This is a genomic window from Corynebacterium sp. (assembly GCF_030532715.1).
Lineage (GTDB): Bacteria > Actinomycetota > Actinomycetes > Mycobacteriales > Mycobacteriaceae > Corynebacterium.
Genome location: NZ_JAUNKO010000001.1, coordinates 649,330 through 670,937 on the forward strand (window position 1 = coordinate 649,330; position 21,608 = coordinate 670,937).

At 58.2% G+C, this 21,608-nt stretch carries 23 protein-coding genes and 2 tRNA genes; 7 read left to right on the forward strand and 18 right to left on the reverse strand.

Annotated elements, in window-relative coordinates; all coding sequences use genetic code 11:
* Positions 1 to 183: 183 nt before the first annotated feature.
* The 4 genes from Q4D83_RS02970 to nrdF all read right to left on the reverse strand — a co-directional run bounded on the left by Q4D83_RS02970 (position 184) and on the right by nrdF (position 5,790).
* On the reverse strand, positions 184 to 1,134 hold the full coding sequence (locus Q4D83_RS02970; RefSeq protein WP_303172791.1) for a hypothetical protein: 951 nt from the start codon (positions 1,132 to 1,134) through the stop codon (positions 184 to 186).
* 126 nt (positions 1,135 to 1,260) lie between these two features.
* Positions 1,261 to 2,529, reverse strand: coding sequence for a phosphoserine phosphatase SerB (serB, locus tag Q4D83_RS02975; protein ID WP_303172886.1), 1,269 nt, complete (start codon positions 2,527 to 2,529; stop codon positions 1,261 to 1,263).
* A 134-nt stretch (positions 2,530 to 2,663) separates the two neighbouring features.
* Positions 2,664 to 4,358, reverse strand: a complete 1,695-nt coding sequence (ctaD, locus tag Q4D83_RS02980; protein ID WP_303172793.1) for a cytochrome c oxidase subunit I — start codon at positions 4,356 to 4,358, stop codon at positions 2,664 to 2,666.
* Between the two features lie 418 nt (positions 4,359 to 4,776).
* Positions 4,777 to 5,790, reverse strand: coding sequence for a class 1b ribonucleoside-diphosphate reductase subunit beta (nrdF, locus tag Q4D83_RS02985; RefSeq protein WP_303172795.1), 1,014 nt, complete (start codon positions 5,788 to 5,790; stop codon positions 4,777 to 4,779).
* Between the two features lie 327 nt (positions 5,791 to 6,117).
* Between nrdF and Q4D83_RS02990 the strand changes: the two genes are divergently transcribed.
* Positions 6,118 to 6,615, forward strand: a complete 498-nt coding sequence (locus Q4D83_RS02990; RefSeq protein WP_303172796.1) for a ferritin — start codon at positions 6,118 to 6,120, stop codon at positions 6,613 to 6,615.
* An 89-nt stretch (positions 6,616 to 6,704) separates the two neighbouring features.
* Here Q4D83_RS02990 and nrdE read toward each other — a convergent pair whose 3' ends face one another.
* From nrdE to ykgO, 5 genes are all read right to left on the reverse strand, one after another.
* Entirely contained in the window at positions 6,705 to 8,852 is a 2,148-nt protein-coding gene (nrdE, locus tag Q4D83_RS02995; protein ID WP_303172887.1) for a class 1b ribonucleoside-diphosphate reductase subunit alpha, read from the reverse strand.
* 113 nt (positions 8,853 to 8,965) lie between these two features.
* Positions 8,966 to 9,862: a carbohydrate kinase gene (locus tag Q4D83_RS03000; protein WP_303172797.1), complete on the reverse strand. Its 897-nt coding sequence runs from the start codon at positions 9,860 to 9,862 to the stop codon at positions 8,966 to 8,968.
* A 41-nt stretch (positions 9,863 to 9,903) separates the two neighbouring features.
* Complete coding sequence (gene nrdI / locus Q4D83_RS03005) at positions 9,904 to 10,329, reverse strand: class Ib ribonucleoside-diphosphate reductase assembly flavoprotein NrdI (protein ID WP_303172799.1); 426 nt, start codon at positions 10,327 to 10,329, stop codon at positions 9,904 to 9,906.
* 77 nt (positions 10,330 to 10,406) lie between these two features.
* Positions 10,407 to 10,640, reverse strand: coding sequence for a glutaredoxin-like protein NrdH (nrdH, locus tag Q4D83_RS03010; RefSeq protein WP_303172801.1), 234 nt, complete (start codon positions 10,638 to 10,640; stop codon positions 10,407 to 10,409).
* A gap of 595 nt (positions 10,641 to 11,235) precedes the next feature.
* Positions 11,236 to 11,358, reverse strand: coding sequence for a type B 50S ribosomal protein L36 (gene ykgO, locus Q4D83_RS03015; RefSeq protein WP_005511141.1), 123 nt, complete (start codon positions 11,356 to 11,358; stop codon positions 11,236 to 11,238).
* Positions 11,359 to 11,515: 157 nt separating this feature from the next.
* Here ykgO and nadE point away from each other — a divergent pair, with 157 nt between their 5' ends.
* The gene (gene nadE / locus Q4D83_RS03020; protein WP_303172802.1) at positions 11,516 to 12,349 is read left to right on the forward strand and encodes an ammonia-dependent NAD(+) synthetase; all 834 of its coding nucleotides are present in this window, start codon (positions 11,516 to 11,518) and stop codon (positions 12,347 to 12,349) included.
* 16 nt (positions 12,350 to 12,365) lie between these two features.
* Here nadE and Q4D83_RS03025 read toward each other — a convergent pair whose 3' ends face one another.
* Positions 12,366 to 12,788 (reverse strand): pyridoxamine 5'-phosphate oxidase family protein, encoded by a 423-nt coding sequence (locus tag Q4D83_RS03025; RefSeq protein WP_303172804.1) that lies wholly within the window; start codon positions 12,786 to 12,788, stop codon positions 12,366 to 12,368.
* 63 nt (positions 12,789 to 12,851) lie between these two features.
* A complete protein-coding gene (locus Q4D83_RS03030) occupies positions 12,852 to 13,700 on the reverse strand; it encodes a hypothetical protein (RefSeq protein WP_303172817.1) in 849 nt (282 codons plus the stop codon).
* Between the two features lie 65 nt (positions 13,701 to 13,765).
* Here Q4D83_RS03030 and Q4D83_RS03035 point away from each other — a divergent pair, with 65 nt between their 5' ends.
* Positions 13,766 to 14,287 (forward strand): flavodoxin domain-containing protein, encoded by a 522-nt coding sequence (locus tag Q4D83_RS03035; RefSeq protein WP_303172819.1) that lies wholly within the window; start codon positions 13,766 to 13,768, stop codon positions 14,285 to 14,287.
* On the opposite strand, the gene Q4D83_RS03040 is transcribed toward Q4D83_RS03035, so the two are convergent.
* From Q4D83_RS03040 to Q4D83_RS03065, 6 genes are all read right to left on the reverse strand, one after another.
* Positions 14,288 to 14,360 (reverse strand) — tRNA-Ala (locus Q4D83_RS03040). It abuts the gene before it with no gap.
* 34 nt (positions 14,361 to 14,394) lie between these two features.
* A tRNA-Ala gene (locus tag Q4D83_RS03045) sits at positions 14,395 to 14,467 on the reverse strand.
* A gap of 125 nt (positions 14,468 to 14,592) precedes the next feature.
* Positions 14,593 to 15,312 (reverse strand): thioredoxin domain-containing protein, encoded by a 720-nt coding sequence (locus Q4D83_RS03050; protein ID WP_303172821.1) that lies wholly within the window; start codon positions 15,310 to 15,312, stop codon positions 14,593 to 14,595.
* A gap of 18 nt (positions 15,313 to 15,330) precedes the next feature.
* A complete protein-coding gene (locus Q4D83_RS03055; RefSeq protein WP_303172823.1) occupies positions 15,331 to 15,816 on the reverse strand; it encodes a MauE/DoxX family redox-associated membrane protein in 486 nt (161 codons plus the stop codon).
* Positions 15,817 to 15,887: 71 nt separating this feature from the next.
* The gene (pgm, locus tag Q4D83_RS03060) at positions 15,888 to 17,543 is read right to left on the reverse strand and encodes a phosphoglucomutase (alpha-D-glucose-1,6-bisphosphate-dependent) (RefSeq protein WP_303172825.1); all 1,656 of its coding nucleotides are present in this window, start codon (positions 17,541 to 17,543) and stop codon (positions 15,888 to 15,890) included.
* Positions 17,544 to 17,690: 147 nt separating this feature from the next.
* A complete protein-coding gene (locus Q4D83_RS03065) occupies positions 17,691 to 18,077 on the reverse strand; it encodes a hypothetical protein (protein WP_303172827.1) in 387 nt (128 codons plus the stop codon).
* A gap of 435 nt (positions 18,078 to 18,512) precedes the next feature.
* Between Q4D83_RS03065 and Q4D83_RS03070 the strand changes: the two genes are divergently transcribed.
* Genes Q4D83_RS03070 through Q4D83_RS03085 form a run of 4 tightly spaced genes read left to right on the forward strand, consistent with a single transcriptional unit; the run spans position 18,513 to position 20,995 of the window.
* Positions 18,513 to 19,943 (forward strand): sodium:alanine symporter family protein, encoded by a 1,431-nt coding sequence (locus Q4D83_RS03070; RefSeq protein WP_303172829.1) that lies wholly within the window; start codon positions 18,513 to 18,515, stop codon positions 19,941 to 19,943.
* 1 nt (position 19,944) lies between these two features.
* Entirely contained in the window at positions 19,945 to 20,238 is a 294-nt protein-coding gene (locus Q4D83_RS03075; RefSeq protein WP_303172831.1) for a CrcB family protein, read from the forward strand.
* On the forward strand, positions 20,223 to 20,510 hold the full coding sequence (locus Q4D83_RS03080) for a CrcB family protein (protein ID WP_303172832.1): 288 nt from the start codon (positions 20,223 to 20,225) through the stop codon (positions 20,508 to 20,510). Before Q4D83_RS03075 ends, Q4D83_RS03080 begins: the two co-directional genes overlap by 16 nt.
* Positions 20,511 to 20,518: 8 nt before the next feature.
* Positions 20,519 to 20,995 carry an SRPBCC family protein gene (locus tag Q4D83_RS03085; protein ID WP_303172833.1) on the forward strand — a complete coding sequence of 159 codons (477 nt, stop codon included), beginning with the start codon at positions 20,519 to 20,521 and terminating at the stop codon, positions 20,993 to 20,995.
* A 32-nt stretch (positions 20,996 to 21,027) separates the two neighbouring features.
* Here the strand turns inward: Q4D83_RS03085 and Q4D83_RS03090 are convergent, their stop codons facing one another.
* Complete coding sequence (locus Q4D83_RS03090) at positions 21,028 to 21,426, reverse strand: hypothetical protein (RefSeq protein WP_303172834.1); 399 nt, start codon at positions 21,424 to 21,426, stop codon at positions 21,028 to 21,030.
* Positions 21,427 to 21,608: the final 182 nt, after the last annotated feature.

The following is a 21,608-nucleotide window of genomic DNA, read 5'->3' on the forward strand; positions in this document are numbered from 1 at the left end:
GCATTCTCAAAGGTCACCGACGATTCGCTGTGCCGGCGATCGCGATGGTGGCGGCTGGATTGAAGCAACCCACCACCTGGTTATGCAGGTTCCAAAATGCCCGCAGACTAGGCATACAACGCGAGACACCCCGCCGACTATCGCCAGCGGGGCTACCACGAACCGCGATTGTCGCTTCCGCGCCTACGTATTCCGCGGAGGATCCGAATGTGGCGGCTCGGGGTCCTGCCAAGACTGAGGTTGCTCCGACGGCGGCCATGCCGAATTGCCTGGTGCGTCTGCCGGGCCTGCTGGGCCTGGATTGCCCGCCGGGTTCGCCGGGCCTGCGGGATAGTCGAAGCCCCCGCCGACATAGCTGCCGCCAAAGCCAGCCCCACCTGCCGGACCGCCAGCTGGGCTTGGACCATCAGTCAAGCTGCCAATCATGGAGTTTCGGAGCGCATACGTAGTAAACAGCGCCGTCAACGGAAGGGTTACAACGATGCCAACAATCACCATCTGCCCCACCGCGTTGATCACTTGAACCATGAGCAGCGCGAGAATTGCTGGCCCTGGGTTTCGCTTGACCATTTCAATGGAGGCCTTGAATGTAGAACTAACGCTCGGCTGCTGAATGGTAAATACGGCCGCCGGGACGAAACCGAGGACGAATGCGGCGACGAAGCCAGGTAAAATACACAGGAACGTGCCAAGCACAACCACGAGGCCCACACAGAGATTCACAACGAAGTACTTGCCTAAGCCCTCGCCACTGAAAAAGGAGCGCACGGTGAGTTGTTCACCATTGATGGCGAGCGCGGCGCAACGATACATATTCGCGGACCACACGAATGCGGTGCCCATCATCGCCACAATAATGAAGCCCATGAGCAGTACGAATCCGATGCCGGGCGCGGCGCTGTTTGAGGGTGGGGCCGCCGGATCATACAGGGATCCGCTTTCCGGCGAGGTACTGGCGACACTGACTACCCCGATCATGTACACCGCGAAGAGCACAAAGTAAATACCGCAGTAGATAAGCGAGCTCAGAATCCACGGAACCGGATTGCTCGTAAACTTGCTCCACGATTTATTGAATACCGCACCAATGTCTATTGGCGCCCAGCGGGCTTCTTCGAGCCGCAGGTCGTTCATCAGTTAGGGTCCTTTCGAGAGATGCACTACCTCTAGCCTACCCAGTTCCATATATTTATTTCAGTGAAAAGGGATGGCCGTCACAGATCCGAGCGCGACCTCAGCAAACCCGGTTCGCGTGCAATGCTAGTGAGGCAAAGGGACTCGCCGGAAGGAACCATCGTTCAAATCTGCCTCGTCGATCTCGTCGCGGGAAATTCCTAAGATGTAGAGCACCTCGTCGAGGAAAGGATAATTCACCGACGCATCCGCCACTTCCCGCAGCGCCGGCTTCGCATTGAACGCAATACCCAAACCCGCGGCGGAGAGCATATCGATGTCGTTCGCGCCGTCGCCAACCGCGACGGTCTGATGCATCTGCAGGCCGGAATCTTCGGCGAACTCCCGCAAGAAATCTGCCTTGGCCGCGCGGTCCACCACTTTGCCGATCACTCGGCCGGTGAGTTTGCCATCCACAATCTCAAGGGTGTTGGCGCGGGTGTAATCCAGCTCCAACTCCTCCGACAGGCCTTCCAGCACTTGAATAAACCCGCCGGAAACCACTGCCGTCTTGTACCCCATACGCTTCAACGTTCGAATAGTGGTGCGCGCGCCGGGGGTGAGCTCAATTTGCTCGGCGACTTCCCCAATGACCGACGCGTCGAGGCCGCGCAGCGTGGCCACACGTTCGCGCAACGATTCCTCGAAGTCCAATTCACCCCGCATGGCACGTTCGGTGACTTCCGCGACTTCCGCCTCCTTGCCGGCGTGCGCCGCTAACATCTCAATGACCTCACCCGTGATCAGCGTGGAGTCACAATCAAAGCAGATGAGTCGCTTGGCTCGGCGCACCAAGCCCGCGCGTTCGATCGCAATGTCCACCCCGATCTCTTGCGTCAGCTGGGCCAAGGCCTTGCGCAGGCTCACGCCGCCGCCGGGCTTCGGATCAGCCACTGTAACCTTGAGCTCTAGGCCGGTCACCGGGTAATCCGCGATACCACGGATCGTATCGATGTTCGCACCATAATCCGCGAGTGTTTGGCCGATGCGGGAGACGTGGGCGGCGGTGACGGGGTCGCCGAGAACGACCACCGCGTGCGTCGATAGGCGGCGAGTAGAACGCAAATTCGGAACAATGTCGAGGGTGACGCGTTGCCCATGCGCCTTGAGCGTATCGGCCAAACCCTCGCGCAACACGTCGGCTCTCTCAGCGCGCAAACCGACCAATGCCGCGAGGTTCAACCGACCGCGGAACAACGACTGCTCCACGTCCAGCAGTTGCACATCGTAGGCGCTCAGCACGCGGAAAAACGCCGCAGAAACGCCGGGGCGGTCCGCGCCAGCAACGGTGATGACGGCGGGCTCTAACCCCGGCGAAAGGTTAACGGTGATGTCTTGAGGGGTGGAAGTTTGAATGTCAGACACGCTGCATATTGTTGCACGTAAACACCCAAAAGCGAAGTCCACAGGGGGCGAACATGCGTACACCCCGATGGTGGAATCCGCCGGGGTGCAGTGCGCGTAGCCTAAGAACCGAAGCCGGTACTTACCTAGTGCCTACCAACGTGTGCCTCTGCGCGCATACGTTCAACCATGTGCGGGTAGTGCAACTCGAACGCAGGACGCTCAGAGCGGATCCGAGGCAGCGACACGAAGTTGTGGCGTGGCGGCGGGCAGGACGTAGCCCACTCCAGGGAGTTGCCATAGCCCCAGGGATCGTCAACGGTGACGACCTCGCCGTAGCGCCAAGACTTGAACACGTTCCAAATGAACGGGATCACGGACAAGCCAAGCAGGAAGGACGAGACGGTGGAAATCTGGTTCAGGAAGGTGAACCCGTCGGTGTCCAGGTAGTCCGCATAGCGGCGCGGCATACCCATGTTGCCCAGCCAGTGCTGCACCAGGAAGGTGCCGTGGAAACCAACGAACGTGAGCCAGAAGTGAATCTTGCCCAAGCGCTCGTCGAGCATGCGGCCGGTCATCTTCGGGAACCAGAAGTACACGCCAGCGTAGGAGGCGAACACGATGGTGCCGAACAGGGTGTAGTGGAAGTGCGCCACCACGAAGTAGGTGTCAGAAACGTGGAAGTCCAGTGGCGGGGAGGCCAGCATAATGCCGGTCAAACCACCGAACAGGAAGGAGATCAAGAAGCCGAAGGCGAAGATCATCGGGGTTTCCCACGTGATGTGGCCGCGCCACATCGTGCCAACCCAGTTGAAGAACTTCACGCCCGTGGGCACCGAAATCAGGAACGTCATGAAGGAGAAGAACGGCAACAGGATCGCGCCGGTCACAAACATGTGGTGCGCCCACACTGCCATGGACAGCGCCGCGATGGACAGCGTAGCGAAGACCAGGCCGGCGTAGCCGAACATGGGCTTGCGGGAGAACACCGGGATCACCTCAGAGACGATGCCGAAGAACGGCAGCGCAAGAACGTACACCTCTGGGTGGCCGAAGAACCAGAACAGGTGCTGCCACAGGATGGCGCCACCGTTGGCCGGATCGTAGATGTGGCCGCCGAGCTTGCGGTCATAGAGCACACCGAGAGCGGCAGCGGTCAGCATCGGGAAGATAAGCAGTGCCAGCAGCGAAGTAACGAAAATGTTCCACGTGAAAATGGGCAGGCGGAACATTGTCATACCCGGTGCACGCAGGCACAGGATCGTTGTGGTCATATTGATAGCGGAAGCGATGGTACCGATACCGCCGACGCCGACGCCGAGGATCCACATGTCCGAGCCAACACCTGGGGAGTGAATGGAGTCAGACAGCGGCGAGTACATCGTCCAGCCGAAGTCAGCCGCACCACCAGGGGTGAGGAAGCCCGAAAGCATCAACACGCCACCAACAGTGGTGAGCCAGAAGCCGAGCGCATTCAAACGCGGGAAGGCCACGTCTGGGGCGCCGATCTGCAACGGCATCACATAGTTAGCAAAGCCCCACACGACGGGGGTTCCGTACAGCAGCAGCATCACCGTGCCGTGCATGGTGAACAGCTGGTTAAATTGTTCGTTCGAAAAGAACTGCAACCCTGGGGTAAAGAGCTCGGCACGAATCAGCAGTGCCATGAAGCCACCAAGGAAGAAGAACATAAAGGACATAATGATATACATAATGCCCAGCGTCTTATGGTCCGTGGTGGTGAGCATCTTCCAGGCAAGACTCCCCTTTCGGGAGTTGCCTGAAGGCGCAGGCCTTTCAGGTGCGACCTCGTGGCCGACCTTAGGCGCTACAGCGGTCATACGTTCCTCCTGACTACGCAATGGCCTTGCCCTCACAAGGCCACCAAAGTGTTACGCTGCCTTGATCGTAATGGAAGCAGACGGCGTTTTTCCAGCCCACAGGGCTAGTTACAGGGGTTGAGTGTAACGGCTACGCTGTGAATTTTGGTAGCGCTTTTTTCGTGAATATTGGCTATTCACACCTCTGAGCTAAGAGTTCACTAAAATTGTGTGATCGGAAACACTTTTGAGGCACCGTATCCGGGGTTGTTTTCAAAGAACCCTTATCCGACAGATCCCCCCATATTGGGTTGATACTTTAGGTTGAGTCGGAACTTGATTGGGTGCATTTAAAGCACAATACGACACGTAATACGCAAAAATCCCCACCAAAGTGGCGGGGAGCCTTGCACAACAAGTATTGGACGGCTACGCGGTCCTAGAAGTCCCAGTCATCGTCCTGGGTGGCTTCCGTTTTGCCAATCACATAGGACGAACCGGACCCCGAGAAGAAATCATGATTCTCGCCCGAATTCGGCGACAACGCCGACAAAATCGCGGGAGAAACCTTGCACTCATCGGCCGGGAACAAGCCCTCATAACCGAGATTATTGAGCGCCTTATTCGCGTTATACCGCAAGAATCGCTTCACGTCTTCGGTCCAACCGAGATCGTCGTACAGGTCTTCCGTGTATTGCGATTCGTTCTCGTAGAGGTCGTACAAAAGATCGAATGTCCACTCCTTCATGGACTCCCGCTCCGACTCACTCACCAGCTGAAGCCCCTTCTGGTACTTGTAGCCGATGTAGTAGCCGTGCACCGCCTCATCGCGGATAATCAACCGAATAATGTCCGCAGTATTCGTCAACTTCGCGTGGCTCGACCAATACATCGGCAAATAGAAGCCGGAATAGAACAGGAACGACTCCAGCAACGTCGAAGCAACCTTGCGTTGCAGGCCGTTATCACCCTCATAGTAGGAGAGGATGATCTCCGCCTTCTTCTGCAAGTTCTCGTTTTCCTCGGACCACCGGAACGCATCGTTGATTTCTGGGGTAGAAGCGAGCGTCATAAAGATAGAGGAATAGCTCTTCGCGTGGACGGACTCCATAAACGCAATGTTGGTGAGCACCGCCTCCTCGTGCGGGGTCAACGCATCAGGGATCAGCGACACCGCGCCGACCGTGCCCTGGATCGTATCCAGCATTGTCAACCCGGTGAACACCCGCATAGTGGCCCGCTGTTCGACGTCGTTCAACGTCTCCCAACTTTTAATATCGTTGCTCAGCGGAACCTTCTCCGGCAGCCAAAAATTGCCGGTGAGCCGATCCCAAACCTCAAGATCCTTTTCGTCCGGAATCGTATTCCAGTTAATCGCGGCAATCGGACATTCCCGCGCCTCTGGGTGACGTTCCCGATGCGCAGGCGAGCTCGGCGGGCAGTGCTTTGCCATTCCTAATCCTCCAAGTGTCGTTCGATCATCGAGACTAGCACCGCCTAGCCATAATCGACGCTTTACCCGCCCGCTCGCAGCACCCCACCCTAGGCAATATTGTGAATTTCGCCACACCAGCGCATTGCATACATCCTGCTCCACGTTCGCTACCGCACGCATTTTTGATAGATTTTCACCCTCGATGACCACCCCCTTTAGATAAGCCTCAATTTGAAACGCCGCCCAACAAAGGGCGAACTTAGGAAAGCTACCCAAACCTAAAACCGCACTTCAGAGGCGTTGTTCAAGTGCTCAAGCCGTTTTTCAGAAGGTACGATGTCCAGCATGACTATTCCCGCAAAACTTGCAGAAGCGTTCAACAAACAGGTCACCGCTGAGCTCGAGGCGTCGTTCGTATACTTGCAGCTCTCCTACATTCTTGACGATCTCGGCCTCACCGGCATGTGCTCCTGGATGAAGGCCCAGGCCGAAGAAGAACTCACTCACGCACAGATGTTCGCTACCCACCTTCTGGATCGCGACTTCGTGCCGAACATTGGCGACGTCGCAGCCCCCTCCGTCTCCGTCAAGACCGCCGAAGATGCGTTCGAAGCTTCCTTGGCGCACGAGCAAAAGATCTCCGGCATGATCCGCGAGCTCGCCGCCCTTGCTGAGGAGGAGAAGGACTTCGACTCCCGCCCGCTGCTGGACACGTTCCTCGCCGAGCAAATCGAAGAAGAAGCTACCGTTTCCGAGATCCTGGACCGCCTGCGCCTGGTGGGCCAAGACGGCTCCGGCATTCTGCGTATCGACGCCGAGCTCGGCTCCCGCAACGACGCCTAACCCGCACTTCAACCTAGGCTTTAAGGGCCGGATCCACTGACTCTGTTGTCAGCGCATCCGGCCCTTCGCCTATCTCCGCACGCTACTCGTTACAGCGTGCAGCTCACGCAATCTTGCTGTTCGGTGCCTTGGAGCGCCGTCTGGCGAAGGCGGATGTAATAAATGGTCTTGATGCCCTTTTTCCACGCGTAGATCTGGGCGCGGTTGATGTCACGCGTAGTGGCGGTGTCCTTAAAGAACAGGGTCAGCGAAAGCCCCTGATCCACGTACTTTGTGGCTACCGCATACGTGTCAATCAATTTCTCGAACCCGATTTCATACGCGTCGCGGTAGTATTCCCGGTTTTCATTGGTCATATACGGCGCCGGGTAATACACGCGACCGATCTTGCCCTCCTTGCGGATTTCAATCGGCGCGGCAATGGGATGAATCGACGAGGTCGAGTTATTGATGTATGAAATCGAACCCGTGGGCGGCACGGCTTGAAGGTAACGGTTGAACAGACCGTGTTCCGCAACATCCGCCTTCAACTGCGCCCAGTCCTCGGCCGTGGGCACCCGCAGAGTGGAGCGCTCGAAAATTTCTTTGACACGCTCGGTACGGGGCTGGAAGTCGGCGGGATCGTAACCGTCGAAGAAGCTGCCGTCTGCGTATTTCGAGGTTTCGAAGCCCTCGAACCGCTGCCCTCGCTCTTTAGCAATGAGGCACGAGGCGCGGATCGCTTCGTACATGACGGTGGCAAAGTAGGCGTTCGTGAAGTCAAGCGCCTCCTCGGAACCGTAGTGGATGAGTTCTTTGCCAAGGAACCCGTGCAAGTTCATTTGGCCGAGTCCGATCGCGTGTGCGGCTTCATTGCCAACGCGTATCGACGGCACCGAGTCAATCGACGTTTGCTCAGAAACCGCCGTCAAGCCACGGATCGCGGTTTCTACGGTTAAGGCGAAATCCGGGGATTCGATAGCCTTGGCAATGTTCATGGAGCCCAGGTTGCAGGAGATGTCTTCGCCAATGTGGTCATAGGAAAGGTCCGCGTTGTACGTGGACGGCGTGGACACCTGCAGAATTTCGGAGCACAAATTCGAGTGGGTAATGCGCCCCGCAATGGGATTCGCACGGTTAACCGTATCCTCGAACATGATGTACGGGTAGCCGGATTCAAACTGAATCTCGGCGAGCGTTTCGAAGAATTTGCGGGCGTTGACCTTAGTCTTTCGGATGCGGGGATCCTCCACCATCTCTTCGTAGTGCTCGGAGATGGAGACGTCGGCGAACGGGCGGCCGTAGACGCGCTCGACGTCGTAAGGCGAAAACAGGTACATGTCGTCGTTGCGCTTGGCAAGTTCGAAAGTAATGTCGGGGATAACCACACCGAGGGAAAGGGTCTTAATGCGGATCTTCTCGTCCGCGTTTTCCCGCTTGGTGTCCAGGAATTTCATGATGTCCGGATGGTGCGCGTGCAGGTACACCGCGCCGGCCCCCTGACGCGCGCCGAGCTGGTTTGCGTACGAGAAGGAGTCCTCCAACAGCTTCATCACCGGGATGACACCGGAGGACTGGTTTTCGATCTTCTTAATCGGCGCACCAGATTCTCGCAGGTTGCTCAACAGCAACGCCACGCCACCGCCGCGCTTAGACAATTGCAGCGCGGAGTTGATGGCACGGCCGATGGATTCCATGTTGTCCTCAATGCGCAGCAAGAAACAGGACACGGGTTCGCCGCGCTGGGCTTTGCCACAGTTGAGGAACGTCGGCGTGGCTGGCTGGAACCGACCGGACATAATTTCGTCCACCAGATGCTCGGCCATACGTTCGTCGCCGGCAGCGAGGGTTAGGGCAACCATGCAGACGCGGTCTTCGTAACGCTCGAGGTAGCGGCGGCCGTCAAACGTTTTGAGGGTGTATGACGTGTAGTACTTGTACGCGCCCAGGAAGGTTGGAAAACGGAACTTCACCGCATAGGCGCGCTTGAACAAGGATTTGATGAAGGCGAAGTCGTACTGGTCCACCACTTCAGGATCGTAATAGTGGTTTTCCAGCAGGTAATCAAACTTCTCTTCAAGATCATGGAAGAACACCGTGTTTTGATTCACGTGCTGGAGGAAATACTGGTTCGCAGCCTGGCGATCCTTTTCAAACTGGATCTGCCGGTTTTCATCGAACAGATTCAGCATCGCATTGAGTGCGTGGTAATCAAGCTGCTCAGCAGGGCTCACCGGCTCTGCCACAGTCTTCCCCAATTCGGTCACGGCGTCGTTCCTTTCCTGATTAATTTTAGTTTGCACCCAACATGCACACACCTTGGATGCAAGGGTTTGAGCGTATCATTCAGAGCCAACAAGGCGGCTCGGCACTAACTGGAGCTCGCTACCATGAGCGATTCCACCTCCGCGTGCGTCGGCGGCTGCGCACCGATCCTCGAACATGTGATTGCCGCTGCGGTTGCGGCGTAGCGGAGGATTTCCCGCCAATCGTCGGCGCTTAACTGTTCGATGAGCTCGCGGGGTTTCCCATTTGCGCGCGCATCAATCTGCGCCAGCAGCGCACCCATGATGGTGTCGCCCGCGCCGATGGTGTCACTCACGGAAACGTTGAGCGCCGGGACGTCGATACGCATGCCACGAGTTTCTACGGTAAGGCCATCAGCGCCGCGGGTGATCACCCGTACGAGAACGTCAGTCTCGCCCATGAATTCGACTTCTTCCTCCGACAACTTCAGCAGTGTGACGTCCGGCAACAACGATCGCAAAAACGCTCGATGCTCCGCCGTGGCGTAGAACGAACGAATATTTGGGTCAAGCGCAATTAGCGTATCGGCGCTCGCCAGCCGACGCAGCAGCGCGGCGTACCGCGACGCGCCTGGTTCCAGCGCCAACGAGCAGGTCCCGAAGCAAGCGATGTCTGTGCGCAGGTCAGCGGGCGGATCCACCAGCCGATCTGCGGTGCCCTCCGTATAAAACGTGTAGCTGGCACTGCCGTCCGCACCAATCGAAGTCAACGCCAACGTCGTCGGCTCAGGGCCCCGCTGGACGAGCGACGTGTCCACGCCCTCCTCCGCCAACTTGTTCACAAGGGCGTGGCCGAAAGAATCCGAAGAAATGCGCGACAGGAATTGCGTGGGTGCGCCCAGGCGAGACGCTGCAATCGCCGCGTTGAAGGGACCGCCGCCGAGCGCTGGTTGCAGGGGCGCCAAGGGTTGGCGCGAAATGGGGACAAGGTCGACAAGCCCTTCCCCGCACATTGTGATCATTTTGGCTCCTTTCCAAGAACTACGTCACCCCAGTCTAGGGTTTACGCACGCAGCCCCAAGGCCTCGGCGTTCTCCAGCAACCCCGCCCGAACTAAGCGAACGTCCTCGTCGTTTCCCATCAGTTCAAAGCGGTACACGTACGGCACCCCCGTCTTCGCGGCAATCAAATCACCCGCCTTACCAAAATCCGCGCCAAAGTTCGCGTTTCCGCCAGCGATCACCGCGCGCAGCAAGCTCCGATTATGGGGATCGTTCAAAAAGCGAATCACCTGGACGGGGACTGGGCGCGCATCACCACCGGCGATCGAGACCCCGCCGCCATACGTCGGGCACACCAACACATACGGCTCATCCACAACCAATGGCTTATCGGCCTTGCGCAGCGGAATCCGCGCAGCAGGAAACCCCAGTTTGGACACGAACTTATGCGTGTTCTCAGTGGCAGAAGAAAAATACACAATCAACATGATGCGAAAGGGTGGGGTGTAAACAACGCAAAAACCGCCTCGATGCGGAACAGTCACATCAAGGCGGCGCCGGAAACTTACGCGACCTGGGCGGCTAACCCGCGGATGCGCTCTGGGCGGAAACCGGACCAGTGCTCACCGTTAGCTTCAACCACCGGAGCTTGTAGGTACCCCAGCGCCAGCACGTAATCGCGAGCCTCATCGTCCATGCTGATATCAACAAGGGTGTAGTCAAGGCCGGCACGGTCAAGAGCCTTCTTCGTGGCGGTGCATTGAACGCAAGCAGGCTTACTGTAGACGGTGATAGCCATGATCTCTTCCTTTACCTCAGCAACTGAACTAGAACTTCACAAAAAACCGGCAACTCACTCAGAGTTACCCGCAGCCAATCGACAGCCTCGACGCACGAACAATGGCGCTTGAAAACGCACATAAGGCGCGTTCCCGGCGAATGTTTGGCGCGTATCCGGCGACATGAAGAAACACTATACTTTGTGGCGAAATAGCGCAACCTCCACAATATATAGTGGCTGTGCGAGAAGAATCCCCAGCATGTAATTCGCTACCACACAACATGTTGCCTCAACTTTTGGCAATCCGACGTGCACAACCTAAGTAACGGGGAGGAGAGGGCGGACGGCCCAAACGAAACCCCTGCTCGGCCGCCGCAAAACGCTCAGAAATGTGACTTATGCCATAATTACACCGGTGTAGGAAACGGCACAGCACATCTTCTCACAATGCACAAATCGACAGACCGAACAGGGGATGCGGGCGAGCCGACGCTTCGATGCCAGGCTTCGGTGAGTCACCGGCGCCCAAGAAAAAACCACCCTCCGCGCAATGCACGAAAGGTGGCGTGGCTGACAGCGGCCGCTCCTCCAACCGGAGGCGAACCGAGCGTTGTTAGCCTTGGCGAGCCTTGAAGCGGGGCTCTTTTTTGTTAATCACGTAGACTTTGCCGCGGCGGCGCACTACCTGGGCGCCCGGCTTGTTCTTCAGCGACCGAAGTGACTTGCGGACCTTCATCGGGCGCTCCTTTCTTCTTTCGCGTTCGCCGACTGTGTACAGTCGTGCATGTTCGATTCGCATGAGCAGATACCTAAAAGTATCCAGCTATGACACGAGGGAACATGTTAATCCATGGCTTACAAAAACACCAAACCCAGCGCATAGACTAGAGCACATGCCCGATAACGCTCTCCGCCAGGAAATCCTTGCGCAACTACGTACGAAACCGACTATCGACGCCCCCGCCGAGGTCACCCACCGCGTGAACTTTCTTGCGGACTACCTGCTCGCCACGAAGCTGCGCGGCTACGTGCTGGGCATTTCAGGCGGCCAAGACTCTACCCTCGCCGGCCGCCTCGCCCAGCTCGCAGTCGAACAGGTACGTGAATCCGGTGCGCAGGCGGAGTTTTGGGCGCTCCGTCTGCCGTACGGCACCCAAGCTGACGAAGACGACGCCCAAATTGCCCTTGAATTCATCAACCCCGACCACTTGGGCACCATCAACATTCAACCGGCTACCGACGCCGCGGCCCAGGCCACCGCGGCCGCGCTCAACCTTGATTCGCTCACGGATTTCAATCGAGGCAACGTCAAGGCTCGGCAGCGAATGGTGATGCAATACGCCGTGGCCGGCGAATTTCAGCTGGCGGTGATCGGCACCGATCATGCGTCCGAAAACATCACCGGTTTCTTTACCAAGTTTGGCGACGGCGCCGCCGACATTCTCCCCCTCGCCGGCCTATCCAAGCGCCAAGGCGCCGCTCTACTCGAACACTTAGGCGCCCCGCAATCAACCTGGCTGAAGGTGCCTACGGCAGATCTTGAAGACGACAGGCCCGCCCTCCCCGACGAAGTCGCGCTAGGCGTGACCTACCCCCAGATTGACGCCTACGTCGAGGGACGCGATGTTGATACTCAAGCCGCCGAACGCCTCGAACATTTGTGGCGCATCGGCGAACACAAACGCCACCTTCCTGTCACCCCCCATGACACTTGGTGGCGGCGCTGAGCTTTGCAAACGCGGGTTAGTAGCGCTCCGGCTCATCCCCGAGCAGGAACGAGCGACCCGAAATTTGGTTCGGGGTAATCTTCACGTAGTTGTATTTGAGCGTGGGCAGCCACGGCGTCAACGGCAGGCTGTCCGCGTGGGCGATATCCTCGCTGCGGGTCAGCAGCTCAGCCTCGCCTTTAATCACCACCGACCAGGCAGTTTCCACCTCGACGAGGTCTACCTCGAACAGCACATCGTGGTTGAGTGCAACGGTAAACACTTTGTTGCCCTCCGCCGAACGAATGTACACACAGCCTTGGTCCACAACATAGTTGACGGGGAAAATGTCCATGTCGTCTTTGCGGCGCACCACAATGCGACCCAACTCTTGAGAAGCGAGGCGTTCGAAACACTCCTCCGCCGACAAGATCTTTACTACTTCATTCTGCTCAGCCATATATCTATTGTTCCACCCAAATCGAACGCCCGTGGCAGAAACCCCCGCGCGGGGGCACCGGAATTAGCGCGCTACCGACTCGGGGAAACCGCCGCTGATCCTATTAACGCTGTTCATGAAGTCCACAATGCGTTCGTCGGTCCATTTCTCCGTTGGGCGTTGCTCAATATGGGAGAAAATTGCCGTAGCCACAATCATTGACGCCCGCGACCACTCCGCCGTATTCGAACTTCCGAACGCTCGAAGTGGGAAGGTGTCGAACAAGGTACGCTGGCCAACTTCCTCCATGGACAACAATCCCAACAAAGCCACCGACACGGCTTGGGCCAAAGTTTCAAAGCCATCCGGCCCCGCGAGCGGACGCACCAAACGAAAACCAAACAAGTCCACGAACGAGGCGTAGGTTCGTCCGCGTTCCCGCATCGATTCTTCAAACACCTGCGTCATCTTCGTAATAATCGAGGCCCGCAGGTGCTCATCAGCGATCGCGTCCTTCGCTTTCAACAGCATGCGAAACGCGCACCACTCTTCCGACTCGTGCAATTGGCGCACGTCCGCCATCACACTCGCCCGAATCAGCTCCACCGCCAAATCGCGCCGTGTCTGCCGGTCACCCAACACCCCCGCATGCTCCTGGATTAGCTCCACCGCCTCCCCAATCAACGACTCCTCATCCGGGTACGGTAAGTCAATCCGGTGCGACAATTGCTCCAATGCATCCCAATACAATTGATGACGCCGCCCCTTCCACCGGCTCTTCGCCTTCGTCATCGGCACGCCCGCGCATTTCACCACGTCATCGAACGGTATGCCGTCGACCCCACGGGAAATGCCACGCTCGTACGCAAGCTCAATCACCGCATCTACCATGCAGAATTCTAATTCCCCATCTTGGAACCGGGCATCACTCATGCCGCCAAAGTAGCATGAGAGATAATCGAATCGGGGTCGCATACCACGAAAGGGGCTAGGCACCCATGAAGGCACTTATCCTGTACGAATCTTACTTCGGAAACACGCGCCGCATCGCCGAAACGGTCGCGGCCGGCGTCGCAGACCGCGGCGTCGATACGCACATCACAGCGATCGAAAACGCGCCCGTGACAGTGCCCGCCGACGTGGACATCCTCATCCTCGGCGCGCCCACCCACAACCGCCACCTGCCGAGCCCGAAAAGCCGCGAAAAAGCCCTCGCAGCTGGGGCGCAAACCAGCGATCAAGGCGTCGCAGAATGGCTCACCGCAGTCGAACTCAACAGCGAACCTTACGCCGCGATTTTCGATACATCCACTGGCAAAAACTGGCTCAGTGGCTCCGCCGCCAAACACGCAGCCAAACTCCTCGCCCACCGAGAACCGCCCCTGCGAGCGATCACGAAAACCTTCCTCGTTGACAGTAACGAAGGCCCACTCACCGACGGTGAATTAGACGCAGCCCGCACTTGGGGCCGACTCCTTGCCGCCGACGCCCGCGCGCTACGTATTCCCCCGAACACCTAGTGGAGCTAACGGGACTCGAACCCGTGACCCCCACACTGCCAGTGTGGTGCGCTACCAGCTGCGCCATAGCCCCTCGTATTTTGTTACACAAGCATCGCTGCCTGTAGTGGAGCTAACGGGACTCGAACCCGTGACCCCCACACTGCCAGTGTGGTGCGCTACCAGCTGCGCCATAGCCCCAAGGTGTCGTATGCGACTCCCCACAATCTACACGCAGCACCGAGCGCATCCAAATCGGCTGCTCAGGCGTTTCACCGCCGACATACGGGGGCGCGACGCCTACGAGCAAACCCAATCACGAGATGTTATTTGCCGGCGGTAACCGTGGCTACCCAATTGTCGAGCGGAACGTCCTGGCCATTGTGGATCACGTGCGGGGAAGAAACTTTACCGATGGTGTCCTCCAGTTTCTTGGAGTTCGCCTCGGCGGTTTTTACGTAGTCTTCGTGCTTTTCCCCACCTTCGGAGATTTTGGTCACCACATCGTCAGCGACGCCCATCTTCTCAGCCGCACGTGCGTAATCAGCATCTTCCCACCCGCTAAGGTTGGCTTGTTCCGCCATGAGCGCAGCGCGGTAGTTCCAGTAGTGCGCGGCGTCGGCACCCTCGGCGATGCGTTGGGCTGCGGCACCTGCGCGGGAGGACTGGCCGTCGCTCCCCCCACGGTCAAGGAAGTGGAGGCTGCGCACATGCACCACGAGCTTGCCGTCTTCGATGGCTTTCTTCATGTCGGCGTCGGAGAACTCAGCGAGCTTCGCGCAGGACGGACACGAGAAATCCTCGTACAGATCAACGGTCGGGGTATCGCTCGTTGCCTTGGAAGATTTCAGCACCGCAGCGTTGTCCTCGAAGGAAACGTCGAACGAGGTGGATTCCTGTTCGCGGTTGGCAAAGGAGTCGGTCTTAGCGTCCTTGCCGCTGATCACGATGTAGCCAACGAGCGCCATGGCCAACAGCAACACAACGAGCACCGCCCACAGGAAACCGTTGCCCTTCTCGTTGGGGTTTTGAATTTTCTTGCTCACTTAATTCCTTATTTCACGTTAGAGGTAGATGGCGAAACGCCGAAACGGACGATAAGCCGTCCACGCCGCCATGGCAATGAACGCGAGGTCCCGAAGGATCTCCCACAGGTACGTCCACCCTGTCACGGATTCATCGTATCCGCCACCGCCGAAACAGCCACAGTCGATGCTGAGGCCGCGCGCCCAGGCAGATACGATCCCGCCAATAAACGCAAGGAAAATAACGGCGGAAATAATCCCGGTCCAGCGCAGAAACACCCCAAGCAGCAGCAAAATACCAAGAGCGATCTCCAGCGGCGCGATTATATCGCCGATAAGGTAGCTGGTTTGCACGTCAAAGATTTCGTAGGCAACCACTGATTGGCGCGTAGCCATAGGATCCACAATTTTCAGGCCACCGCTAATAATCCACACTGCGGCGAGGCCGAAGCGAGCTATCGCGGAAACAATCTCGCTGACGGTACCTGGCAGAGGCGCCGATACTTTTGTTGCGGTTGTAAACACAGTCCCCCACCATAGCAAACTCCCCTCCCGAAGCAGGGAGGGGAGAATATTCGCGGGCCAGTTAACCCCAGCTATCCGAGGACGGAGCTGACCAGTTCCTGTGCTTCGCGCTGCACCTTAGCCAGGTGATCTTCGCCGAGGAACGACTCGGCGTAAATCTTGTACTTATCTTCAGTACCGGAGGGCCGCGCCGCGAACCACGCGTGTTCGGTGGTGACCTTCAGCCCGCCGATCGGCGCACCGTTGCCGGGGGCCGCGGTGAGTTTCGCGATGATGGGTTCGCCCGCCAGTGTGGACGCGGTGACCTGTTCGGGCGATAGCTTTTTCAACAGCGCCTTTTGCTCGCGGTTGGCCTCTGCGTCGGTTCGGGCGTACACGGGGGCGCCGTAGGTTTCGGCGAGTTCCGCATAGCGCATCGACGGGGTTTTACCCGTAACTGCGGTGATTTCGCTGGCAAGGAGGTCGAGAATAATGCCGTCCTTATCGGTGGACCACACCGTGCCGTCGTGCCGGAGGAAGGACGCGCCGGCGGATTCCTCGCCACCGAAGCCTACGGAGCCGTCGATGAGCCCTGGGACGAACCATTTGAAACCGACGGGGACTTCGATGAGTTTGCGCCCAAGGTTGGCAACAACGTGGTCGATCATTGAGGAGGACACGAGGGTTTTGCCTACCGCGGTGTCCCCACCCCAGCCGGGGCGGTGCGCGAACAGATACTCGATCGCTACCGCAAGGTAGTGGTTCGGGTTCATCAATCCGGCGTCCGGCGTGACGACGCCGTGCCGGTCAGCGTCCGCGTCATTGCCGGTGGCGATATCGAACTTATCGCGATTGTGCACCAACGAGGCCATGGAGTTTGGCGAGGAACAATCCATGCGGATCTTGCCATCCGTATCCAGGGTCATAAAGCGCCAGGTGGCGTCGACGCGCGGGTTGACCACCGTCAAATCCAGGCCGTGGGTTTCCGCAATGGCGCCCCAATAGTCGACGGAGGCCCCACCCATCGGGTCGGCACCGATACGCACGCCTGCGGACTTGATCGCGGCGAGATCCACCACGTTCGGCAGGTCCGCGATATAGGTTTGCAGGTATTCGTACTTGGTGGCCCGTGGATCAAGCACCCCTGCCACCGAAACGCGCTGCACGTCACGCATGCCGTCGCGCAGGATTTCGTTCGCGCGGGCGGCGATCCAATCCGTTGCGTCCGTGTCGGCGGGGCCGCCATTCGGCGGGTTGTACTTAAAGCCACCATCGCGAGGTGGATTGTGCGACGGGGTAATCACAATCCCATCGGCACGCTTCGGATCCGTGCCAGTAACCCCACCCTCCAGCTTGGCATTGTGCGCCAAAATGGCGTGCGATACGGCAGGGGTCGGGGTGTAGCGGCCCGCGGCGTCGACAAACACGGTGAGGTCGTGGGCGAGCAGCACCTCCAACGCCGACACCATCGCAGGCTCCGAAAGTGCGTGCGGATCGCGCCCGAGGAACACGGGGCCTGCAATCCCCGCGCGGCGGCGAAACTCAACGATCGCCTGGGTCGTAGCCAAAATGTGAGCTTCATTAAACGCACTGTCGAGGGAACTACCCCGATGCCCCGACGTGCCAAACACAACCTGCTGGTCCGGATTATCTACATCCGGCTGGCGCGTGTAATACGCCGTAACCAGCTCTGCAATATCTATAAGATCGCGGTCCTCAGCGAGAAGACCAGCCCGTTCGTGAGCCATATGTCCTTCCAAGTCCAGTTTCAGTATGTGCATGCAAAGGTGTGCCTCCAAGGGACGCTGAGCATCCCGCACACCCCATGCCACCATCTTCCTCCCTTTTCCGCGCGGGCGCATCGGAACCTGTGAGGAACACTTACAAGGCGCGCACTACCGATCGCGGCGGCGCAGGAGCACACCGACACAAAACACGAGGAACACCAGCACGACGACGAGCCCGGCGACAATGGCAGGCAAGTTGCTGAACCCCACGAGATCGCCAACGATATTCTCTAATGTGGTCGGCCTTGTGGAAGGACGCGGGGTTTGCGGCCGTTCGGGGGACGGCATTGCAAAGCCCGCCTGGGCAGCCCCGCTGAGCACACCCGAGTCGCAACATACGTACGTTTCCGCGACGAGCAGGTTCCGCGCGGAAACGACTTGCGTGGCGCTTGTTTGGGGAAATTCGGAGGCGAATACGCCGCAGAGCAAACCGACAGCCACTGCGAATGCAGCAACGAACTTGCGGTTGCCAGGTGTGTGAAAAAGCGCCAACATACCGCGATCCTAACAATCCCTAAAATTGAGCGCAAATAAAATGTGAATTAAAAATGACAACAACATTAAATAGGCTTCACTTTTCAGCACTTCTGCTCGTAGAGCCACACACGGTAACTGGGGTAATGGCGTAAATTTTATTATGAAGCAGCTGGCATCCAGATAATCACCTCCGCTCGCAATTCAGTGCGATAAAGCCGTCGCCAGAAGTAGTTGTCGGGCAATCAAAACTATTTTGCTTACAGAATAACAAGTGGTTTTAAGCCGATAACCGCCGGTGGCGCTGCACAGCAGCAGCCAGGGTATGGAATTCACCCCCGAAGTGGGTTGCATACCCGCGTCTCCTATTTCACATTCGTTCCTGGCATGCCATAGTGTTCCCACGGATTGGGCTGCCGTAAGCTAGCTCACATCGTTTTATATTTTTGTTATGAGGTGACATTGACGTTGACTGGTTTTTCTGAGGCGCTTACGGCCGCTACCAAGTTTGTGTGGGGCCCGTTCCTGTTGATTCCGCTGCTCATCGGCACCGGCTTATTTTTGACCTTCCGGCTGCGCGGCATCCAATTTCGCACGCTTGGCCGAGCCCTCCGCCACGGGATCATTGATCAAAACGATTCCGATGGGGAAGGCGACATTTCCAACTACCAAGCCCTCACCACGGCACTTGCCGCGACGGTCGGTGTGGGCAACATCGTGGGCGTGGCCACGGCTATTGCAATCGGCGGCCCCGGATCCCTGTTTTGGATGTGGGTTACCGGCCTTGCGGGCATGGCATCAAAGTATACGGAGGCGTACCTCGGCGTACGCTTCCGCGTGATAGATAGCGCTGGCGGCCAGTCCGGCGGACCGCAACAGTATTTAAAGCGGGGCATTCCGGGGCGACTGGGCAAAACCCTAGCTACATTGTTCGCTGCGTTTGCGGCGTTGGCATCGTTCGGCATTGGCAATATGACGCAGGCGAATGCGGTGTCCGCCGGGCTCAACGATGCGTTTGGGTGGGACAAGTGGATCGTCGCCGTGGTGCTGTTCGTGGCTACGGGTACGGTATTGCTCGGCGGCATTAAGGCGATTGGTACGGTGACGGCTGCGTTCGTGCCGATGATGATCGTCATTTACCTTACCGGCGCTATAATTGTGCTGTTCATGCATATCGACGCCATCCCCGCAGCATTCATCCTCATCTTCACCGACGCCTTCACCGGCAGCGCCGCCACGGGCGGATTCGTAGGCTCGACAATCTTGATTGCAATGCGCATGGGTGTGGCCCGCGGCCTGTTCTCCAACGAATCGGGGATGGGGTCCGCGGCCATCGCTGCCGCCGCTGCGAAAACCACTCACCCGGTGCGCCAAGGCCTCGTGTCGATGAGCCAAACCTTTATTGACACCATCGTGGTGGTCACCTTTACCGGCCTGGTGATCATCTGCACGGGCACCTGGACCATGGGCGAAGGCAAAGCCGATGTCATGACCGCCGCCGCATTCTCCGCGGGTTTGCCCGGCCAGTGGGGCGGCACAATCGTGTCCGTCTCCATCGTGTTCTTCGCCTTCTCCACCCTCCTAGGTTGGTCGTACTACGGCGAGCGGTGCGCTACGTCGCTGTTGGGGCACCGGGCGTCGGTACCCTACCGCATGTTGTTCACCATGGTCGTGTTTATCGGCGCGACCATTCCGCTCGACACCGTATGGACCATCGCAGACCTCCTCAACGGCCTCATGGTATTGCCAAACCTCATCGGCTTATTATTGCTGTCCGGCCTGGTAGCGCGCGAAACCTCCGCATACCTCGAGTTCGACCCGGAGCTGCGCAAGAGCGCCCGCGAGGTTGCCAAGTTCCGCACCAAGCAAGCAATGGACTGGAAATAGCATGACCGACATGTTGCGCGTCAGTGCCGGTGCGGTCCTCGGCGCCGCCGCGCGACACGCCGCCACCACCCTGCTTCCGAACCTTTGGGCGTTGTGCGCGGTGAATATCCTCGGCTGCTGGCTGATGGGCCGCTACCGCCCCGGCATGTTTTGGGGCTCGGGGGTGCTCGGCGGTTTTACCAGCTTCAGCGGCTTCGAATTGCTGGTCCTCGGCCAGCCACTCTACCTAGTGCCTACCGTGGTTGGCTGCGTCGGCGCATTCTATCTGGGGGATCGAACGTGGCATCGTTCGTAGTGTTCGCCGCTGCTGGAGGTGCCCTGCGCTACCTGCTCAGCCGACTCCTCCCCCGCTACGTAGGCACCCTAGTGGCAAACACCGTGGCCTGCGCGTGCGGAGGATTTGCGCTACAGTACCAACTTTGGGGGTTGTTGGTTGCCGCAGGAACGCTCTCAACCTGGTCAACATTGGCAAAAGAACTCGGCGCTTCTCGACGCCGCGCCCCCGCCCTCCTATTCGCCCACCTCACGCTTGGTATCCTCGCCGTGCAGGTGGGACTCATGGTGTAATCGAAACCATGCAACCAGAAAACTTTCGCGCAACGGAATCAATTGTTATCGACGCCACCCCGGAAGAAATCTTCGACACCATCAGCGACATCACCCGCACTGGCGAGTGGAGCCCCGTCGTGGAAACCTGCTGGTGGGACGACACCCAACATGGACGCGAGCCAAACGTAGGAGATGTCTTCTACGGCCGCAACGTCACCCCGAACCGCACCTGGGAAACTCGCTGCGTAGTCACAGCTTACGAACGCCCCAAGGTGTTTTCGTGGATCGTCGGAGAAGGCGTGGTCAACTGGGGGTTCCACGTAGCCCCCGCCGAAGTTGGCGCAACCCTCACCGAAACTTGGGAAGTAACCGACAACGGATTCGCCTTCTTCAAGCAAAAGTACGGTGACGACGCCGACGCCGAACTCGAAGACCGCCGCCAAGCCGCCCTTTCCGGCATCCCCGCCACCCTGGCAAAGATTAAAGAAATCATCGAAGGGTGAGCCTTGAGTGTGCGCCCGGCCGGGCGGGAACGTCAGCCGGTGCCCACGCACCGAAATGAGCCTTTTACCTTTCCGGAGCGGCCATCCTTGAAGGTAGTCTCCGCATCAAACACGATTTCCTCACCTTGTTTCCGGGCGGGCACCCCCTTGGCTTCGACCACAAGGCCTGACCGATCGGCGTACAGGTCTACAGCGTCATTCGCGTACGCAATCTCAATAAGGCTGGGGCGGTCCTCGTCAGCCATGTCATCCAACAACACGCGGATGGAACCTGCCGCCTCGTCATAGGCGCATTGCACCATTTCCCCCGTAAACGAACTCGACGAATTCTGCGCCGTAAGGTGAACACTGTTCGTGGCAGTGAGTCCGCACCCCGGCAGGCTCCAAGCACCAACGATGACAGCTACAGCGACAGAAACATAACGATTCATACCTCATTAGAGTAACGCCACAGCCGAAAAGTTACCCTTCACCGTAAGGCGAGTCGCGCTGAATGGTAAATATTTGGTTTTGGGTATGGGAATGGCCCGGTTGGTGTGTCCGGGCCATTCGTTACAATTTTTGGTTTTGGTGTCGGCGGTGTCCTACTCTCCCACGCACTTCCGTGTGCAGT

Excerpts from the sequence above, each read along its gene's own strand:
- nrdH (WP_303172801.1), bottom strand. The coding sequence starts at position 10,640 with ATGGCTATCACCGTCTACAGTAAGCCTGCTTGCGTTCAATGCACCGCC.
- nrdI (WP_303172799.1), bottom strand. The coding sequence starts at position 10,329 with ATGTTGATTGTGTATTTTTCTTCTGCCACTGAGAACACGCATAAGTTC.
- Q4D83_RS03000 (WP_303172797.1), bottom strand. The coding sequence starts at position 9,862 with ATGATCACAATGTGCGGGGAAGGGCTTGTCGACCTTGTCCCCATTTCG.
- nadE (WP_303172802.1), top strand. The coding sequence starts at position 11,516 with ATGCCCGATAACGCTCTCCGCCAGGAAATCCTTGCGCAACTACGTACG.
- Q4D83_RS03065 (WP_303172827.1), bottom strand. The coding sequence starts at position 18,077 with ATGTTGGCGCTTTTTCACACACCTGGCAACCGCAAGTTCGTTGCTGCA.
- Q4D83_RS02990 (WP_303172796.1), top strand. The coding sequence starts at position 6,118 with ATGACTATTCCCGCAAAACTTGCAGAAGCGTTCAACAAACAGGTCACC.
- Q4D83_RS03025 (WP_303172804.1), bottom strand. The coding sequence starts at position 12,788 with ATGGCTGAGCAGAATGAAGTAGTAAAGATCTTGTCGGCGGAGGAGTGT.
- Q4D83_RS03030 (WP_303172817.1), bottom strand. The coding sequence starts at position 13,700 with ATGAGTGATGCCCGGTTCCAAGATGGGGAATTAGAATTCTGCATGGTA.
- Q4D83_RS03090 (WP_303172834.1), bottom strand. The coding sequence starts at position 21,426 with ATGAATCGTTATGTTTCTGTCGCTGTAGCTGTCATCGTTGGTGCTTGG.
- Q4D83_RS03035 (WP_303172819.1), top strand. The coding sequence starts at position 13,766 with ATGAAGGCACTTATCCTGTACGAATCTTACTTCGGAAACACGCGCCGC.
- Q4D83_RS03075 (WP_303172831.1), top strand. The coding sequence starts at position 19,945 with ATGACCGACATGTTGCGCGTCAGTGCCGGTGCGGTCCTCGGCGCCGCC.
- pgm (WP_303172825.1), bottom strand. The coding sequence starts at position 17,543 with ATGGCTCACGAACGGGCTGGTCTTCTCGCTGAGGACCGCGATCTTATA.
- ctaD (WP_303172793.1), bottom strand. The coding sequence starts at position 4,358 with ATGACCGCTGTAGCGCCTAAGGTCGGCCACGAGGTCGCACCTGAAAGG.
- Q4D83_RS02970 (WP_303172791.1), bottom strand. The coding sequence starts at position 1,134 with ATGAACGACCTGCGGCTCGAAGAAGCCCGCTGGGCGCCAATAGACATT.
- ykgO (WP_005511141.1), bottom strand. The coding sequence starts at position 11,358 with ATGAAGGTCCGCAAGTCACTTCGGTCGCTGAAGAACAAGCCGGGCGCC.
- Q4D83_RS03085 (WP_303172833.1), top strand. The coding sequence starts at position 20,519 with ATGCAACCAGAAAACTTTCGCGCAACGGAATCAATTGTTATCGACGCC.
- nrdF (WP_303172795.1), bottom strand. The coding sequence starts at position 5,790 with ATGGCAAAGCACTGCCCGCCGAGCTCGCCTGCGCATCGGGAACGTCAC.